Source organism: Nocardia sp. FDAARGOS_372 (assembly GCF_002554515.1).
Taxonomy (GTDB): Bacteria; Actinomycetota; Actinomycetes; order Mycobacteriales; family Mycobacteriaceae; genus Nocardia; species Nocardia farcinica.
This window is the reverse complement of record NZ_PDDW01000001.1, coordinates 6,359,905-6,376,570: the sequence shown is the minus strand read 5'-3', so window position 1 is coordinate 6,376,570 and position 16,666 is coordinate 6,359,905. Positions and strand designations below refer to the sequence as shown.

Annotated in this window: 20 protein-coding genes; 3 read left to right on the top strand and 17 right to left on the bottom strand. The window is 70.4% G+C overall.

Annotated elements, in window-relative coordinates; translation table 11 throughout:
- Window positions 1-393: 393 nt before the first annotated feature.
- The 14 genes from CRM89_RS32090 to CRM89_RS29470 form a co-directional block, all read right to left on the bottom strand.
- Window positions 394-522 (bottom strand): hypothetical protein, encoded by a 129-nt coding sequence (locus tag CRM89_RS32090; protein ID WP_256385961.1) that lies wholly within the window; start codon window positions 520-522, stop codon window positions 394-396.
- A 1,937-nt stretch (window positions 523-2,459) separates the two neighbouring features.
- Window positions 2,460-2,615, bottom strand: a complete 156-nt coding sequence (locus CRM89_RS31235) for a hypothetical protein (RefSeq protein WP_172964603.1) — start codon at window positions 2,613-2,615, stop codon at window positions 2,460-2,462.
- A complete protein-coding gene (locus tag CRM89_RS30585) occupies window positions 2,612-3,310 on the bottom strand; it encodes a hypothetical protein (RefSeq protein ID WP_127516381.1) in 699 nt (232 codons plus the stop codon). Before CRM89_RS30585 ends, CRM89_RS31235 begins: the two co-directional genes overlap by 4 nt.
- Complete coding sequence (locus CRM89_RS29505) at window positions 3,307-3,597, bottom strand: hypothetical protein (protein WP_098086831.1); 291 nt, start codon at window positions 3,595-3,597, stop codon at window positions 3,307-3,309. The genes CRM89_RS30585 and CRM89_RS29505 overlap by 4 nt, the downstream gene beginning before the upstream one ends.
- Before the next feature lie 40 nt (window positions 3,598-3,637).
- A complete protein-coding gene (locus CRM89_RS31455; RefSeq protein WP_216641992.1) occupies window positions 3,638-4,189 on the bottom strand; it encodes a hypothetical protein in 552 nt (183 codons plus the stop codon).
- A 421-nt stretch (window positions 4,190-4,610) separates the two neighbouring features.
- Window positions 4,611-5,375 carry a PD-(D/E)XK nuclease-like domain-containing protein gene (locus CRM89_RS29495; protein ID WP_253805148.1) on the bottom strand — a complete coding sequence of 255 codons (765 nt, stop codon included), beginning with the start codon at window positions 5,373-5,375 and terminating at the stop codon, window positions 4,611-4,613.
- A gap of 65 nt (window positions 5,376-5,440) precedes the next feature.
- Window positions 5,441-5,581: a hypothetical protein gene (locus CRM89_RS31230; protein WP_172964602.1), complete on the bottom strand. Its 141-nt coding sequence runs from the start codon at window positions 5,579-5,581 to the stop codon at window positions 5,441-5,443.
- A 468-nt stretch (window positions 5,582-6,049) separates the two neighbouring features.
- The gene (locus CRM89_RS29490) at window positions 6,050-6,595 is read right to left on the bottom strand and encodes a WhiB family transcriptional regulator (protein ID WP_216641991.1); all 546 of its coding nucleotides are present in this window, start codon (window positions 6,593-6,595) and stop codon (window positions 6,050-6,052) included.
- Entirely contained in the window at window positions 6,596-7,129 is a 534-nt protein-coding gene (locus CRM89_RS29485; RefSeq protein ID WP_098082937.1) for a hypothetical protein, read from the bottom strand.
- Between the two features lie 92 nt (window positions 7,130-7,221).
- Complete coding sequence (locus tag CRM89_RS32085; RefSeq protein WP_256385917.1) at window positions 7,222-7,350, bottom strand: hypothetical protein; 129 nt, start codon at window positions 7,348-7,350, stop codon at window positions 7,222-7,224.
- A 177-nt stretch (window positions 7,351-7,527) separates the two neighbouring features.
- A complete protein-coding gene (locus CRM89_RS31225) occupies window positions 7,528-7,689 on the bottom strand; it encodes a hypothetical protein (RefSeq protein WP_172964416.1) in 162 nt (53 codons plus the stop codon).
- Entirely contained in the window at window positions 7,686-7,952 is a 267-nt protein-coding gene (locus CRM89_RS29480) for a hypothetical protein (RefSeq protein ID WP_098082935.1), read from the bottom strand. Before CRM89_RS29480 ends, CRM89_RS31225 begins: the two co-directional genes overlap by 4 nt.
- The gene (locus CRM89_RS29475) at window positions 7,949-8,833 is read right to left on the bottom strand and encodes a phage antirepressor KilAC domain-containing protein (RefSeq protein WP_098082934.1); all 885 of its coding nucleotides are present in this window, start codon (window positions 8,831-8,833) and stop codon (window positions 7,949-7,951) included. The genes CRM89_RS29480 and CRM89_RS29475 overlap by 4 nt, the downstream gene beginning before the upstream one ends.
- Before the next feature lie 56 nt (window positions 8,834-8,889).
- Window positions 8,890-9,144 (bottom strand): helix-turn-helix domain-containing protein, encoded by a 255-nt coding sequence (locus CRM89_RS29470; protein WP_098086830.1) that lies wholly within the window; start codon window positions 9,142-9,144, stop codon window positions 8,890-8,892.
- A gap of 818 nt (window positions 9,145-9,962) precedes the next feature.
- Here CRM89_RS29470 and CRM89_RS29465 point away from each other — a divergent pair.
- From CRM89_RS29465 to CRM89_RS29455, 3 genes are all read left to right on the top strand, one after another.
- A complete protein-coding gene (locus CRM89_RS29465) occupies window positions 9,963-10,739 on the top strand; it encodes a hypothetical protein (protein ID WP_098082932.1) in 777 nt (258 codons plus the stop codon).
- Between the two features lie 11 nt (window positions 10,740-10,750).
- A complete protein-coding gene (locus CRM89_RS29460) occupies window positions 10,751-11,548 on the top strand; it encodes a hypothetical protein (RefSeq protein ID WP_098086829.1) in 798 nt (265 codons plus the stop codon).
- Between the two features lie 79 nt (window positions 11,549-11,627).
- Window positions 11,628-12,074 carry a hypothetical protein gene (locus CRM89_RS29455; protein WP_172964601.1) on the top strand — a complete coding sequence of 149 codons (447 nt, stop codon included), beginning with the start codon at window positions 11,628-11,630 and terminating at the stop codon, window positions 12,072-12,074.
- 11 nt (window positions 12,075-12,085) lie between these two features.
- On the opposite strand, the gene CRM89_RS29450 is transcribed toward CRM89_RS29455, so the two are convergent.
- From CRM89_RS29450 to CRM89_RS32340, 3 genes are all read right to left on the bottom strand, one after another.
- Window positions 12,086-13,711 carry a recombinase family protein gene (locus CRM89_RS29450; protein WP_098082929.1) on the bottom strand — a complete coding sequence of 542 codons (1,626 nt, stop codon included), beginning with the start codon at window positions 13,709-13,711 and terminating at the stop codon, window positions 12,086-12,088.
- Window positions 13,712-13,735: 24 nt separating this feature from the next.
- A complete protein-coding gene (locus tag CRM89_RS29445; protein WP_133123739.1) occupies window positions 13,736-14,335 on the bottom strand; it encodes a hypothetical protein in 600 nt (199 codons plus the stop codon).
- A gap of 695 nt (window positions 14,336-15,030) precedes the next feature.
- Entirely contained in the window at window positions 15,031-16,503 is a 1,473-nt protein-coding gene (locus CRM89_RS32340) for a helix-hairpin-helix domain-containing protein (protein WP_195039608.1), read from the bottom strand.
- Window positions 16,504-16,666 lie beyond the last annotated feature (163 nt).

Sequence of the window (16,666 nt, the reverse complement as noted above, 5' to 3'; positions counted from 1 at the left end):
ACGGGCGGTCTATGGCGCCGTTGACTTCGTAGGCAGCCCACACCGGATCACCGGCGGCTCGGAGTGGCAGCCCGGCGCTGGACACGGTAGCGCCGCGGTGACTGCGGCGTGAACCTCGGCGGCGGTCTCGCGTTCGGCGCGCTGACGGCGGGACTCGCGGGCGTGGTGGAGCAGGTCGCCGATGCCGATGTGCGGCCCTCGGTCTGGCCCTGTAGTAGCGAATCACGCCCTCGAGCAGGTCCGGGGCGTCGAGCTTCCACCGCTCGATGCCTCGGCCCATGCCGCGAGCCGGGCCTTGTCCGGGTCGCCGAGCTTGTCGCGTAGATGCGTGCCCGGGACATGCTGCGGCCGCAGCGCGCACGCTGCGTCACTCGCTGCGATCTCCAAGGGTTCTCACTCCCGTAGCAGTTCCTCGGCGGCGGCGTGGGCGTCGACCGCCTTCTCGGTGGGTTTCGATCGGCCGCGCCGACCGCGGGCGTTGGCGGCCTTGTGGACGAACGCCGGTATCTGCGTGGACTCCACGAATCCGATTCCGTCCACGCTGAGTCCGGCGGCGATGGCGGGCGGCGGGATACCGGCCGCGAGGCACGAGTCGATTTCGAGCCGACCTTTGCGAGCACGCCCGCCTCGGTGGCACCGACAGCGCTTCGCTGAACGCGACCGCGATGTGCGTGCGCCGGTGCGCTGCGCGCGGTCGCATTGAGCCGCGCCGCGACCTGTGCGCCACCGCGCGGCGCACGCAGCGCGACCACACCCCGCTCGCGCGCGCGCCCGCGCGGTCGTGAGTTACGTCGAAAACTGGGGACGTATATCTGTTCCCTGTCCCCTGTTCCCTGTTCCAGGCGCGACACCCTCGCGAGGGCTCGCGACACCTCGCGAGGGCTCGCGACACTCTCGCGAATGACGGACTCGCGATAGTCCATTGTGCCGTCTGGCCTGGGGAAACGTCTTGCCGGGCTTGTCGATGCGCTGTACCGCCTCCCACACGAGATGTAGAGGAGGCGGGTCCCATCCACCTCGTAGCGATGGATGAAACCGTGCCGGTGAAGCTCGGAAACGGCTTCGGAAACCCTCGCGACGGTCTCGCGAGGTTCGCGAGCATGTCGCGAGGGAACACGTCGGCGACGATCAGAGCCACGTCGTCCTTGCCGACGCCGTTGTCATCGACGTAGGACTCCAGGCCCTTGAGACCAGCCGCGAGTCCCACGAGAGGCGGCGATTCGCTCGGAACGCCAGAACTCAGGCTTGGTGCTGCGGATGCGCATCAGCCCTCCTATCCGGGGGATTCGTGGGTGACTCGGAATCGCTGAGCGACCGGACATCCGCGGCGGGCTCGACGTAGCGGCGGCCGTGTCGGGCTGTCCCAGAAGCCGGCTTGATCGTGCGGATCGGGCACTACGCCACTCCAACACGAACTGCTCCCGCACTCTGTCGGGACGACAGGGGTTCTGGTTCCCCGTGGACCTCGCGCAGGTAGGCGCGCGCCTCACGTCCGACGAGATCGGTTCGGGCGGCGTCGGTCTCGGCGTACTCGTAGCGGGTCGGCCAGCGGCTGTGGTCGCCGTCGCGGATGACCGCCCGCACAAGCACACGTCTTGTCATGGACCGGGTTGTAGGTGACGGGCTCGTGGCGGGCGTCGATGCACCGATACCGGGCCTCGATCTCCCGGCCCGTGGGCGGGGAGGCCACGCCGGTGCGGCACTGACGGAAGGTGATCAACGCACCTCCTCGTTGATCACGTGCGCCAGCGCGGTGGCCAGCCCTTCGATCACGTACGCCTGGCCGTGGCGGCCGCCGCCGGGCGGGACGGCAGGTAGTCCAGCGCCTGCCGGACCGCGCCGCCCCACTCCAGGACGAGACGCAGGTCCACCACCGCTGGAACCGGTTCTGCCGGCGCGCTGGATCAGCGCTTCACCCCACGCCCGCGCCGCGGCCGGGACCGGATGGAGTAGTAGTCGAGGATGTCGGGCAGGGTGCGCAGCGGCGAGCCCGCGGCAGCGCGGTGATCGGGTCTCGCTCGGCGGCGGCCCAGAACGCCGGCAGGCCGTGGACCGGCCGCTCGCCGACGATGCCGTACCCGGCGCGGCCGGGCGGCCAGGGATGCCCGCGCCGCGCGGGCGTTCCGGGTCGGCGATGAGCGCGCAGGCGAGCAGCTGGCGACGCAGGCCGGTCAGCTCGCCACGTCCGAACTCGGCGGCAAGTCCGCCCGCGATCCCGGCACCCTGCGAGTAGCGCCGATCACCACCCGGTTCTCCGTGGCGCACATGGCGCCGATGAGCGCCTCGCGGCCAGCCGCCCGGCTCTCCGCCACGAGGGCTGGCCGCCGCCGAAGGTGGCCGGGTAGGCACGATGCGGAAACGGAACCGGTCGGGTCGAGGGCGCTCGCGAAGGTCTCGGAGACGCCGTCACCGCCGCGCGGGATCGGTGCCGCCCAGCCAGAGCACGTCGATCTGGTCGCTCATTGCCTGATCTCCGTCGCCTCGGCCACGCTGTCCAGCCGCATCCCCTGCTCGACCAGCTCGGCGAGCCTGGCCTCGATGGCGAGCAGCGCGTGCGCGGTGGCGGCCTGTGCGGCGAGGCTCATCGCGATCGGGTCGGACGGCAGCGCTGTCATGCCGTCGATGCGCAGGCGATCCGGCGAGCAGCTGCTCGGCGTCGGTGCGGTGGTGGTCGGTGCTCACTGGCTCCTCCGGTATGTGGTCGTACAGGCGCATGGCCCAGCGGGCATCGCCCATCGCGGTGTGCCGCTCGTCCTCGCTGGGCGGCCGGACACGAGGAAGGTCGACACGGCGTCGGACTTCCACGGAAGGGGGACGCTGCCGACCTGGCGGGTGCCGTGGAGGTAGCCACGGCCAGCGCCTCCACGTCGATCAGGTGGTGGTGCCAGGCCGGGCACAGTCCATGCCGCCGCAGCATCGCGGCCAAGCACTCGGTATCGAAGTTCGGGACGGCGCCGACGATGTGCGCGCCGCGGGTCCAGCGCTCGACGGTCACGGCGGCGTGCTGCTCGGGGTACAGGCAGTGGTCGACGCCGAGCTGGTCGTCAGCGGCCCACGGGTCGACGGTGTCGTCCGACTCGGTGTCGATGTCGAACGCGCCGCCGACATCCTTGCGGTACATCGGGTGGCGGTCGTGGAAGCGGCCGACCCGCAGCCCGATCAGCTCGGCGGACGACAGGTCCACGTCGGAGACGTAGATGGTCAGGCTCCGCTGCCGGTCGCCCTCGCGCGGATCATGGCGATCTCCACGGGCGGCGGTCGGCGTGCAGGCCGGTGGTTCGCAGTCCAAAAACACTATGGGCGTGCTCACTGGTCCGCCTTCGTCTCGGCCTCAACCTGGCGGCGCAGCTCGGCGATCACGTCGCGGCCGTCTTCGGTGCTCAGCTCGCGCGGGTCGTCGAGGTCGGGCCGGTCGAAGTACCCGCGGTAGTAGGCGAGCCGCGTCTCGGTGGTGTCCGCGCCGAGCTGCTCGAGCAGCTGGCGCGCTTCGCCGAGCTGCTCGGCGGTGATGGGTACCGGCGCGGGCTCGGCGGCCTTCGCGCGGGTGCGGCGCTGGCGGGCCGGCTCTCGGCGGCCTGCTCCTGGCGGCCCGCTCAATCGCCTCGTCGATGCCCTCGGACGGGGCGCGGAATCGGATTCAGGGTTTCGGGCGCGGCCTGCTGCTCGTCGCCGGCCGGGCTGCTGGCTGGGGTTCGTCGGCGGGGTCGCGGTCCGGGTTGCGCTTGCTGCGCCCGGCTGCGGTGATCTCGGCCGCGGACACCCCTTGCTCTGGCTCCTTCTCGGTCGGGAACTCGGCGGCGAGGCTGGTCTCGCCGCGCTTGATCGAGGAGTAGATGACGCCGAGCTGGCCCACGTCGTGCCCGGACCACTCTGCCGAGCTGCGGCCGAGCTTCGCCTCGAGCTGGGCGGCGCTCACGCCGATCTCGTCGAAAACGCGGATGGCGTCGGCGACCCGCTGCGGCAGCGGCTTGCCGCCGCCTTTCTCCAGCGTGGCGTCGACGTTGGCCTTGGCCTCCTCGACGAACCAGCTCGGCAGGACGGCGAGGATCTGCTCTCGCAACCTGCGTGCGCCGTTGTTGGCGTTGTTCTCGTAGATGTCGCGGGTCTCGGTGAGCTGCCTGCGGCCCTTCTTTGTGTCACGGATGTGCGGCACGATGAACGTCGTGGATGCCCGCGCGTTGGTCTGCATGTCCCAGGCGTGGCGAGCATCTCCGACTCGCCCTTGGCATCGTCGCGCCGCATCTCCTTGATGCCGTAGTCGATGTTGCCCCAGCAGCGGGCAAGCTCGCGGGCCAGATGGATGGAGACGCCCGTGACGTTCTCGCCGCCGCGCGAGTACCGGAAGTACGCCTTCGCCGCGACGGAGTGCTGCCCGGTGGAGTCGCGCATCTCAGCGATCGCGGCGGCGGTGTTCCGGGGCCGCTGCTGGCGACGAGCACCGCGGCCTGGACCTCGGCGATGGCGCGGGACTGCTCGATCGCGGTCGCCTGTGAGGTCGGGGCGATCCGGGTCGCCGGGCGAATTCGGTCGGCTGATAGCGGTCGGGGTGGGTCATGACAGCAGCTCCTCGGCCCGGTAGCGGGCATTGGCGGGAATGGACAGGGTGTGGATCAGGTGGCTGTCGTCGGGCCAGCGGTCCTCGGCCATGCACTGGGCGAACAGCTCGATGGCCCGCCGGTTGAGCCGGTGCCCAGCTCCACATCGCGCGGATCGATGCGGGCGACGGTCAGCCGGTAAGGCGGCTTCTTGCACTGGGAGATGAAGACGAAGTCGGCGATGTCGAACCCGAGCGCCCGCAGGACAGCGAGGTAGAACGGCTTCTGCATGAAGTAGCCGTAGTCACCCATCGCCTTGGCGAGCGCACCGGCGCCAGACGACCTCGAGGTCTTGTAATCGACCGCGACCATGCGGCCATCGGGCAGACGGGTCAGCCAGTCGACCCGGATGCGCAGGCGTACGCCGAACTCTTCGTCGACCCACCACCCGACATCTCGGCCTCGCCTTCGGCGAAGTACGCGCCGACGAGGTCGTGCTCGAGCGCGACCCTCGCCATCGCGTGCGCCTGCTCGTCCTCCTTCGCCAGCAGCGGCACGAGCCCGCCCGCGCGGGCCTCGGCCCGATGCTCCTTCGCCCGCTTGGTCTGCCAGCTCGGCTCGTCGATCACCGCGATGCGCGAGCCCTTGCCGAGCACGTACAGGTGGGCGGCGTGCCCAAAGTCGTACTCGGCCTTGTCGACCCGAGGCCCGTACCGAAACTCGCTCGGGCTGTCGAACAAGATCGTGCGCGCCCCGACGACGACAGGCTGTCGCGGTCGGAGTGATACACCTCGTCCGGGATGTCGGCGTACAGGCCGGGCTCCGTGGGATCCGGGTCACCGGGCGGCAGTGCGGGCACACCTCACGGTCGAGGTCGGAGATCTGGCAAACGTCGTTGGGGCCGCTCACGACGCCACCGCCGTCCCGATTCCGGCCACCGCGAGGATTGCCCGCTCGGTCTCGGGCCGGATCTGGCGGACCTTGCCGCGCATGATGCCGATGAGCGAGCTGCGCGCCAGCCCGGTCGCCTCCTCGAGGCCTTCCACGACGCGCCCAGGTCGCGCATCCTGGCGATGCGATCTGCGGCGCGTGCGGGCGAGACGAACTCAGCTCGCGGCGCACCCCCTGACGATGGACCCGCGAATAGCACAGGTCGCACATGCCGTGCGCGCCTGTGCGCCGCAGCCCCGCCCCGCCGCCGGTTTGTATGCCATCGGGCTCCCGCACTCGAGGCAGACCTGCGGCGGTGCCGCCTTGCTCGGCCCGGCGCTGCGGCACTTGCGGCTGCAATAGCCCGCGGTGCCCCACTTCGGGGAGTGCGCCTCGAGGGGCAGCTCCTTCCCGCACGCCGGGCAGGTGCCGGCGTGCGCTTGTGCACCTCGTCATCGATCAGCCCCAGCATCGCCAGCAGGGTGGACGCGTCGGCCACATCAACGGAGTTGGCGGCCACCACCCGGCGCGCCGCGGCGCGCGCCTGCTCGTCATGCGGCAGGCCCGGAATCCGGTCGATCGCGTCAGGCTTCGCCATCACAACACCCCAGCTGGTCGGGGACGTGGATCGACATGATCCGGTGAGCGATCTCGGGCTTCACACCCTCGGTCTCGCCACGCGCGATCCGCCCCACGGTCCGGCGGCTTACATCGGCGAGCTCACCGATGAGTGTGTGGTCGAGACCGGCACGGCTCAGCGCGATGATGTGCTCTCGCACTTCGGTGTCGTCGATGAGGCCCAGTCGGCAGGCGGCGCACTTGGACTGCCGCAGCCTGCCGGCGTGGACGATGGTGCGACCGCATGCGCAGTGCGAGGTGGGGAGCGCTTCGGCCTCGGCGTATGCACGCAGCGCGCCCTTCTCCTCCGGCAGCCGGAATCCTGCCCAGATGCCGGCGCTGTGCCCTTCTCTCAGCGCAGCCACCGCGCACTCCTTTCGCACGACGCAGCCGTGGCATGCGCGGCGCGCTTGTGTCGCTGGGTCGTCCGCCGATACCGGCCACCACAGCTCGGGGTCTTCGGCGTCACGGCATTCGGCGCTGTGGCGCCAGTCGCTGGTCAGGTTGTCCACTCAGAGCACCCCCAGCTGGTCGGCGACGCGGCGGTCGTGGGCGAGGTCCGGGTCGGGCTCGTCGTACTCGTCCGCGGTCTCGTCGACATCGGCGTCGACGGGATCGAGGGCCGCGGCCGGCAGGACGCGGGTGGCGCCGAAACGACCGCAGTAGCAGGGCCGCGCCTGCTCGACGGCCTCGACCATGCACGGCAGCGCCGTGCCGGTGCGCGGGATCGGGCTGCGCTCGAACGAGCCGTCCTCGTGCTCGACCAGGACGTATCCACGGCGGGCCCAGTCCATGAGGTCGGACAGGCAGGCGGCGGGGATGTCGCCGAGGCGGACCGCGATGTCGTAGCGGCGAGCCTCGTCGGTGATGCCGAGCAGCTGCGCGAGGGTCAGGTACTCGTCGTTGGGTCGGTACTCGGAGAGGTGGATGCCGAGGCGGACGAGCGCCCCGGCGATCTGGTCGGCCTGTTTGCTCGCGCCGTTGAATCGCAGCTCGGCGAGCGCCTCGACCAGGTCGCCGAGCGCTTCATTCCGGTCGGTGTCCATGCGGGAGTCGGTAGGCATCGGGTGCCCTTTCGGTAGGGTGCTGGTGCCCTGGCCCGAGCGACTGGCTTTCGCTCGGGTCCGGGGCCCAAGGGTCAGTGGTCGGCGAAGTAGATGAGCCAGGCGGCGACAAGCGGGGCGTTGAAACTCGCGATCACCACCAGGTAGGCGCGCCAGAACGCCCAGTCGATTCGCGAGGCGGGGGCGCGGTGGCGGCCGGTCATCGGGTGGCCGCCTTCCGTCGCGGCCGAACCGTGCGGCCGAGCGCGGTCGGCGCGGCGCCGGTGCTCACCTCGCACAGGTGGCGCGCCGAGAGGAAGCCGAACGCCTGGGCGATCGTGTCCAGCTCCCCGGAGGTGGCGGGTGTGCCGTCCGCGTAGCGCGGTTCGGCCTGCTTGCGGTCACGACGCCAGCCCCGTGCGCTCGATGGGACGACGCGGCTTGAGCACGCGGCGGATCAGCTGGGCTTGCCGGTCCGACAGCGGCGGGTGCTTGGCGCGCACGGCGTCGAGCCAGGCGCGCTCGGCCGCGGAGAAGGGTGGCTGTGGCTGCTGGTCGGTCATCGTGCACCTCCGATTCCCGAGATGTCGGTCTCCAGCGCGTCACGGGCGTCGGTCAGCGCCACGATGAGGTCGGTGACCTGGGCGGCGGTGAGGTGCGCAGAGCCGTGGGTGATGTCGCCGGATGCGCTGCGGGTATGGACGACGAGAGCGACGCGCTCGGCACCGTCGTGGCGTCCGCCGTCGACTTCCCCGGCGCCGACGGTGATCGTGGCGTCGCTGGTGGAGAGCACGGCGGGCTCGGCCCAGAAGGTCAGCGAGCTCATGCCGCACGCTCCCGCTCGATGAGACGAGCGACCGCCTCAGCGCCGGCCGGCGTGATCTTCAAGGTGTGCATGACCTCGCCCTTGAAGCGCGGGGCCTCATGCACCTCGACCGGCCGGAAGTACTGACGCTTGTGCGAGTACGCCGAGTAGCGGCGGCGGATCTCCATGCAGCCCTTGGTGTTCGACCAGCGGCGCTCGGTCTCGACGTAGATCCAGTTCTTCTCGAGGAGGAGGTCTCGCAGCCAGTCCTCGCCCACGTCGTTCGCCGCGGCGACGGTGCGAAACTTCAGCAGGTCCGAGTCCGCCACATACAGCTCGACGTAGTGCACCTTCGGCGCATCCTCGGCGACCTTCTCGGTGAGCGCCTGGTTCTCGGCGGTGAGGGCGCGGATCTTGCCCTGCTGGATCTCCAGCGCCCGCAGGACGATCTCGTCCTCGGACAGCTCGGCCGGACGGGACTGCGCCTCGACATCGAGCAGCATGTCCCGAACCCTGCGAGCGACGGCGGAATCCCGCAGCAGCATCCCGACACGGAGGACGGCCCGGCGCGGGAAGAGGCTCATCGTCGGCGCATTGCGCGGCATCCCCAGCTCATCGGGAGTCCTGGACAAGATGTCCACGACTTCCCGACGCCCGATCACCCGGAAGCCGTCGTCGTCCAGCTCGTCGCGGTTCCGCTGGACAACCTTCAGTACGGTCTCGCGGTCCACTTCGTAGAAGTCAGCGACCATGTCGGTGGTGACGTGCATGTCGTCGGGCAGGGTGCGCAGCACCCCGACCTCGCCGAGCACATCGACCCGCGCCGCGAGCGCATCACGCCGCGACCGCGCGTCTGGAGTGGTCAGGTCGACCGGGGTGGGGTAGTTTGTAGAGTCGTTCATCGACGAGCTCCTTTCGTTGTCATGGCCCTCACCTGTTCGCCCAGGTGGGGCCTTTTTCATGCGGAGACCAAGTCCTTACGGCATACATTTCGCCCCCACTGGGGACGCTCGCGGCTCGAAAGAACTTCGACCGGAACGTGAAGCGCCTCCGCGATGCGCTGAGCGAGCTGCGGTGTGCAACTCGATCGACGGCCCATCAGCAGGTGCGAGATGAAGCCCTTCGAGCAATCCGCGTAACGCGCCAGTCGAGCCAGGGAGAAATCGTCCTGGTTCATCAAGGCGCGCAGGGTGTCGGGACTTCGGAGTTTCATCCAGGTCCCTTCGGGTAGTTGATTCGCTTCCGCATCACTGTCCCCAGTAGACGGCTATCTGTCAAGCAGTACGGGACGATTGTGCGGATACTGGTAGCCGGTTGTCAACCCCAAGGGAGTCGAAATAACGCAACGACATTGGCATCCGACAAGGGGTGCGCGCTGATTTGGTAGCCGTTCGACTAGCCTGGGCGCGTCCCTGCTGGTAGACGGTTGGAGTTCCCGCATGGTTGCCGCCGCGCGTGATGGCTCAGACGATCCCTCCATGCCGACAATCAGTCAGCTGATCGCTGATCACATAGCCGCGACGGGCCGCTCATATCGCGACCTGACACATGCGTCCGGCGACCGCGTCAAACACCAGACGTTCCAGGAGCTAAAGAGCGGCCCGCCCCGGTCTTGGCCGAAGAGCACTGAGACAATCCGTGGGATTGCCCAGGCATTGGGGTTGAGCGAACGGGCCGTTGTGCTGGCGTTCGCGCGCAGCCTCGGCGTCGACGTTGAGGGCGCATCATTGTTTGCGCAGCAGCTACCGCCGGGCGTGGATGACCTCACGCCAGAAGAACGACGGGCCGCGATCGAGATGCTGCGCGTGCTGGTCGCCCAGCGCAAAGCCATCAACGAGCGAGCACCCGAACTTCATGCGACCACCGCCGCGCCACGGAGCCGCAGGCGAAAAGGAGAACCGGACTCCTCACTGCCCGAACAACCCAAGTTCGACCGCTCCAGCTGCTGGCGGCGATGGCCGAGCCGGAGGGCGACCGCGAGCCCGAGGACGAGTTCCCGGTCGATCCGCCGAACGACGATTTCGAGGGGCGATGAGGTACCGCGAGCCCGGCGTCCAGGTCCACAGCCTCGAGTCGGTCCCCGACGAGTTCGGTGGCGCGAATCAATCATGGTGGGGACTGGCCACAATGCACGTCAAGGCGCAGGACGGCGACTGCCCATTCATGATCGCCAACGAGCTCATCTGCAGTCGCCTCGCTGCCGCCATGGGCCTGCCCGTGCTGCCGGGCGAGGTTGCGACTCTCGACGATCACACGAAGGGCTGGGCCACGCCGCAAATCAAGCATGACGGCGTCACCCCTCCGCCGTTAGCCAGAACCGACCAGATACTCGGACTCTACGGCGCGACGATCGCAGGCGCCTTCGTGTTCGACTGTTGGGTGCTGAACGAGGACCGTCACATATCCAACTTCTTGTTCCATCCGCGGCTCGGAATTTGGCTCATCGACCACGAGCACAGTCTCGGCGGGCGCCAAGGCGAGAGCATGAGCTCCTCGACCGCGCAATCAACCCCTCTGCGCTACCACGCCTTCCAGGATGTTGATCTTCCCCAGGAGGATCTCAACTATTGGATTCGGCGTGTTCGACATCTGCCAACGATGGTGGTGGACCTCGCCTTGGACGAGGCTCATGCGCGAGGTCTACTCGGGGCGAGAACGAACGTCGTCTCACTCCAGAAGCTCCTGATCTCGCGGCGCGACGCGATAGAGTCACTGGTGAAGGCATCGAAAGGCAGCGCAACCAAGGGCGCGAAAGTACTACCCTTCCGGCCCGCAAGCGACGGCCAGCTTGAGTTTCCCCCGTCCTGAGGAGGTGCCCCATGAACGCCACCTGGCACCTGATCCAGTACACAGCCGACATGCGCCGGAAAGAGCCCCGCAACATCGGCGTCGCGGCATTCGTGGACGGGATGTGGGCGGTCAAGTTCTTCGCCGTCGACGCTCAAGGACAGATCAACGGCAGGGCCCTACGACGGTTCGGGGTATCCAAGGAGGGCTACGCGGACTGGGTTGAGTACTACACATACATGATCGAGTACAAAAGTGACCCCGACCAAGTCCTGCGAGTCCAACAGAAGCGACCGAGCGAGTTCCGCATGGTCACCGGCGGCCTGACCCAGGTGCAGTGTTCAGCGAACGAGTTCGCCGAGCAGCTATTTGTCGAACTCGTGGCAGGTGACGACTCGCCCACGGCGGAGCCGTGGGCGAAGCTACTGAAACAACGAGTCGAAACGGTTCTGAAGGTCGCCGAAGTCCATCCGCAGCCCGACGTCGAGGTGCCAGCGGTGTGGGGGCCCCAAGTCGCTGCGGACGACGCCGTCCGGTTTGATTACCGGTACACCAACGGTCAGGTCCACTTAATGGATAGGCTCCAGTTCCATCGGGTGACCGTGGACAGTGCCAAGAGCGTGGCCAGGGAGTTTCACGCTCGCGTCGCTGCGGCTCGGGCCGCGGGCGCGTCCGAGAGCTTCATCGCCTTCTACTCCGGCGAGGCTGTGGAAGCAATGAACTCGGACTCAATGCTGTCGCCCATCTTCAATCACGCAAAGATCGTCGATGTCGATGAACCGGAGCGGGCGGCAGGCCAGCTCCGCCATTTCGTGCACCTAAGTGCATGATCACTGGCTAGTGTCCAGCACACCCCTGGGCAAATCTATCGAACACATGTTCTAATGCGGGTATGCCGAGACTACGAGGGTGGCGCACGTCTGGCATCCGTGGCGGCATATGCGCGATGCCTACCCGCACATCCGCATCAGCTGCCGCGAACACCTACCACCAGATCTGCGCGCCGCATGGACGACAGACGGGATCTACCTCGATCGCGCCCTCGGGCAGGCCGCCCGCCGGTGCGCGCTCACCCACGAGATCGTGCACCTCGAGCGCGGCCCTGTGCCCCGCAACCCCGTGTTGGCCGCGGCCGAAGAGCGGATCGTCGCCGACATCGCCGCGCGCCGGCTGATCCCACTGCGGTCGCTGCTGGACGCGTTCATGTGGGCCAAGCCGACCAACCACCACGACCTCGCCGATGAGCTGTGGGTCGACGTGCCGACCCTGCGCATCCGCCTGAGCGGCCTCGACCGCCACGAGGTCGCCGAGCTGAATCGGGCCATCGATCGGCGGTGGCCCTGGCATATCGACTGAAGCGGCGGCGCTCATCGACGCGTCGGATTCGGATTCAGCCGCAGAATCCGGCCGCGGGCGTACCCGGCGCGCTCGGCGTCGAGTACGCGCTGCCGCTCGGCGGCGTCGGCGCTGGACATGTGCGCGAGCACCTCGGCGATCGTGTAGTCCAGCGGGTCGCCGCCCTCGGCCAGGGGCAGGGGCGGGACCGGGCCGGTCGGTACGGGCTCGTCGGAACCGATCCACCGCAGGTGTATGTAACGCGGATTCACACGTCGCATCCCCTTGCGCGCCTTCCAGATCCGAATCTCGACCAGGGCTCGCACGACCTCGCGCTTCTGCGGCATCGTCAGGGTCTGCCAGGTACTCCGCGCGTGCGGCCCGGCAAGCTCGGCCACGAGCGGCGACGAGATCGCCGCTCGTGCCCGCCGTTCCGCCGCCGCGATCTGCGGCCGCAACTTCGCCTCGATCCGCGCGAGCGCATGCGCCGACAACGCACCCTCGGCGGCCTGGTCGATGAACGCGTCGAGGCGCTCGCGCAGCGTCCGCGCCTCCTCGTACGCTTCCGAGGCGGCCTGGTCGTCGCTCGACATCAGCGCCAGCACGTCAGGCGATTCGAGCCGCTGAATGATCGCCTCCTCGACCAGCTTGTCGACGTACGAGACAGCCCGGCCGACGCACTGATTCGTGATGCACGTGTACATGTCGTGCCCGCGTGGCTTGAGCCGGGCGATGGTGCCGCCGCACTCACCACAGGTCGCGATGTAGCTCAGCAGCCACCGCGGCGAGGTGCCGCGCTGCGTCCGCCGGCTCGGGTCCGACAGCAGCGCGACGATGCGCTCGTGCTGCTCGCGGGTGAGGATCGGCTGCCAGGTGCCCTCGCGCACCACCTCGCCGCGCACGGTGCGCAGGCCGGCATACGTCGGGGATTTGATCAGCGAGGTGATGGTCTGGGTGATCCACTGGCCAGGCTGCCCTGCCCGCGGGCCCTTCCGAATCGGCCGCGGCGCCGGGATACCTCTGCGGTTGAGGTCGGTCGCGATCGCGCGGATCGCCTCGCCAGCGAGCACCCGCTCGGCGATCTCGCGCACGATCGGTGCCGTCAGCTCATCGGGCACCCGGTCGATCGCCCGGCCCGAGCGCTGATCTCGCACGATGCGGTAGCCGAAGGCGACTTTGCCGTGTGGACGCCCGGCCTCGGCATTCGCGCGCATGTCGCGCAGGACGCGCTTGCGGGTCTTCTCGACCTCGAGCTCGTCGTCGAGCGCGTCCTGTCCGGTGCGGTGCCGGTCTCGCGGGTCGCGCATGTCGTAGACCTGGCCGTCGTAGCACCACAGCGCCCCGGTCTCCTCGCAGATCTCGCGCAGCCGGATGTACGCCCGCAGATCGCGTTGCGCGCGCGACGATTCCCACGTGACCAGGACTCGCCCCGGCCGCAATTCCTGCTCGAGCAGCGCCTCGTACCCGGTGCGCTTGGCCCGGCTGTAGCGGCTGGCGCCCTTGTCGTCGTCGATGATCTCCTTCGCGATCACCCAGCCGCGACGCTCGCACTCCCGGCGGCCGGCCGCGAGCTGCTGATCCACAGAGCGGGACCGGCCACCCCGGTTGTCGGACACTCGGGCGTACACGATGGCCTCTAGCTGCGCATTTGTCCCCATCGACCAATAGTCGCATAAGTACACCTAAAAAGTGATGAGTCCGCTGACCACGCAGAGGTGTTGCAGCCCCGCGGCTTCGAAGTGCGACCGTACCGGATCCGGCAGCCGCGAGGTGTCGCCGAGCACCAACGCGGGCAGCAGCCCGGCGGCGTCCGGCGGCAGCGCCCGCCCCGCCGCCCCGGCCAGACCGGCCCGCACCGCACTCGCCGCCCGTTGCCACCACGGCAACGCCCCCACCGGCACCGGCGGCCCGTCCGCGATCAGCACCGCCACCGTCAGGTCTCTGCTCCGCGGTGCCTGCACCCGTGCGCGAAAGGCCGTCGCCTGTCCCGGCACCACCTCCGCCCACGCCGGACCACTCGCCAGCACCACCACCGCCCCGCCGCCGCGCACCACGGCATCCCCGCGCCGGAACTCCCGCAACTCCGCCCGCACCACCCAGCGCGATCGCCCCGCGCCCGCGCCGGTCCGCACCGGCCGGGGATCGTCCACCGGCGTCACCAGCACCTCCACCCACGCCTTCTCCCCCAACTGCCGCAGCGGGTGCGCCCCCGCCCGGTGCTCGCGCCACGCCGCCGCCAGCGCGAACCCGGCGGCCAGCCCCATCGCCGCCACCAACACCATCGCCCAGCCGCGCCGACCACCCGCCCTGCCCGATCCGGCCGCCCTCGGCTCCGCACCGCCGACCACCGCCCGACCGCCCCCCACACGGTCGCCCGCCACACGACCATTCAGCTCGCGGCCCACCGCGCCGCCCGTCCACACCGGCGGTCCCCCGGCCGTCGCGGTGCCGGTCCCGCGGCGAATGGCAGTGCCGCTGCGTCCGTCCGGCGGCATCGAGAACCTCCGACTCGGTCTCCGCGCGGCGCCCGGTGTCGGCCGCGCCGGACGAGGGCCGGGCCGGTGGACTGCGCCGATCCACGCGGCCGCTCCGGTCGCGGCGCACACGACCGCGACGGCGACCCCGACCAGCCAGCCACCGCGCACCGCCGCGATCGTCGCCAGCCAGCACGCGAGCGCGGTGGGCAGCAATCGGACATCCAGGAGGTCTCGGGCGGTCCCCCGCTCGCCGGTGTCCGCCGACGCATCCCCCACCCGGGTCCCCTCGGCCCGCGACCGGACCACCTGTGCTCGGGCCATCAGGGCGGCGATCATTCCGCCTGGCCGGGAGCGGACCGCGCGCCACCCACGCCCGGATCGGCCACGGCCACCGTCGATTTCCCCGTCTCGGCGGCCCGTCCGGGAGGCCGCCCCGGTGCCGGGGCCGGTACCACCGGGCGGCCGCACCGCCGCTCGAGCCGGCCGCGCGCGCGACCCCCTCATACCGTCACCAGCTCGCGGAGGCGGGCGAGGCGGGCCGGGCCGATGCCGTCGACCTCGGCGAGTTGGTCGACGGCGGTGAAGCGGCCGTTCGCGGTGCGCCAGGCGAGGATCGCGCGCGCGGTGACGGGTCCGACGCCGGGCAGTGCGTCGAGTTGCGCTTCGGTGGCCGTGTTCAGGTCGATCTTGCCCGCCGTCCCGGGTACCGGAGCTCCCGCGGTGGTACCCGCCGCACCTCCCGCGCCGCCCGCGCTGATGGTGGCGCTGCCGAGCCGGGGACCGTCACCGGTCGGCGCCGCCGCGCCGACGAGGATCTGGTCGCCGTCCTGGACCCGCTGGGCGAGGTTGAGACCGGTCAGGTCCGCGCCGTCGCGCGGCCCGCCCGCCGCCGCGAGTGCGTCGGCCACCCGTGCGCCCGCGGGCAACCGGACCAGACCACCATGATGTACCAGGCCGACCACGCTGACGACGAGTTCGCCTGTCGCCGGCGGGGTTTCGGGCACCGGCACGCTGCCCGGCGCGGCCGCCTGCGTGCGGGCCGCTCCGGACACCGGCACGCCGGGAGGTGCCGTGGTGGTGCGCACGGAGGCCAGCGGCGGCACCGGGTGGGTGACCGGCTGCGCGCGGGTCAGCACGAACGCGGTGACCAAGACCGCCAGCACCCCGACGAGAACCAGGGTGACAGCGCCGCGCCGGCCGGGGTCGACTCGGGCGCCGCGGAAGCGCTCGGGCACGAGCCGCCGCGTCCACGGTTCGGGGGCCTGCGGTTCCCGGAGCCACTCCGGTTCGTCGACCTCGGCGAACTCGTCGGCGGCGATGTCCGCCGGTGCCTGCGCGGCACCCCACGCCGCGTCGCGCCGTGCGGCCGAACTCGCCCGCGCGGTGGACGTGCGAACCTCGGGGCGCGCCGGAGCGACGTGCCCGTCGGGGTCCGGCGGGCCGGTGTCGTCGCCGAGGTCGAGCGCCGACCCCGCCGCCGCGACGCTCCCGCGCCCGTCGCCGCTCCGCCCGTCGCCGATCCGCCCGACACCGGTCCGCCCGTCACCGCTCCGCCCGTCGCCGATCCGCCCGACACCGGTCCGCCCGTCGCCGACCCGTCCGTCGCCGCTCCGCCCGTCGCCGATCCATCCGTCGCCGCTCCGCGCGTCGCCGGTGTCGGACCGCCGTCGCGCGGTATCGATGAGGCCCGGCCGTGCCTCGTCCTCGCCGAAGGCTCCGGCCACGGGCACCTCGGCATCACGCTCGAGGTCGTTGTCCGGCAGGTCGTCTCGATCCCATCGCGCCGGCGCGGCGGCCCGCGAGCGGCCGGGCCGACCGCTGCGGTGTGGTGTGGACGCCGGAGATCGATGACCGGTGTGCGCGACCACCGCGGGACGTCCGGGCGGAATGGCCGCCGCTCGGCTCGCACCCACCCGCTCGGTCAACACCCCCAGCCGCCGCCGGATCCGCTCGCGTTCGTCGTGTCGTGGCATGGCGGCGACGCTAGGCCGCGGCGCACGCCGGGCAGGCGCACCGACCAGCGAGAACAGCGCCCCTGTGGACCAATCGCGGGCTGTGCACAACCACCCCGGGGTGGCTCGCACCGCCCTCCCGCACCGCCTTCGGCTCTGCTACCGTCGTTCGCATGCAGCACGC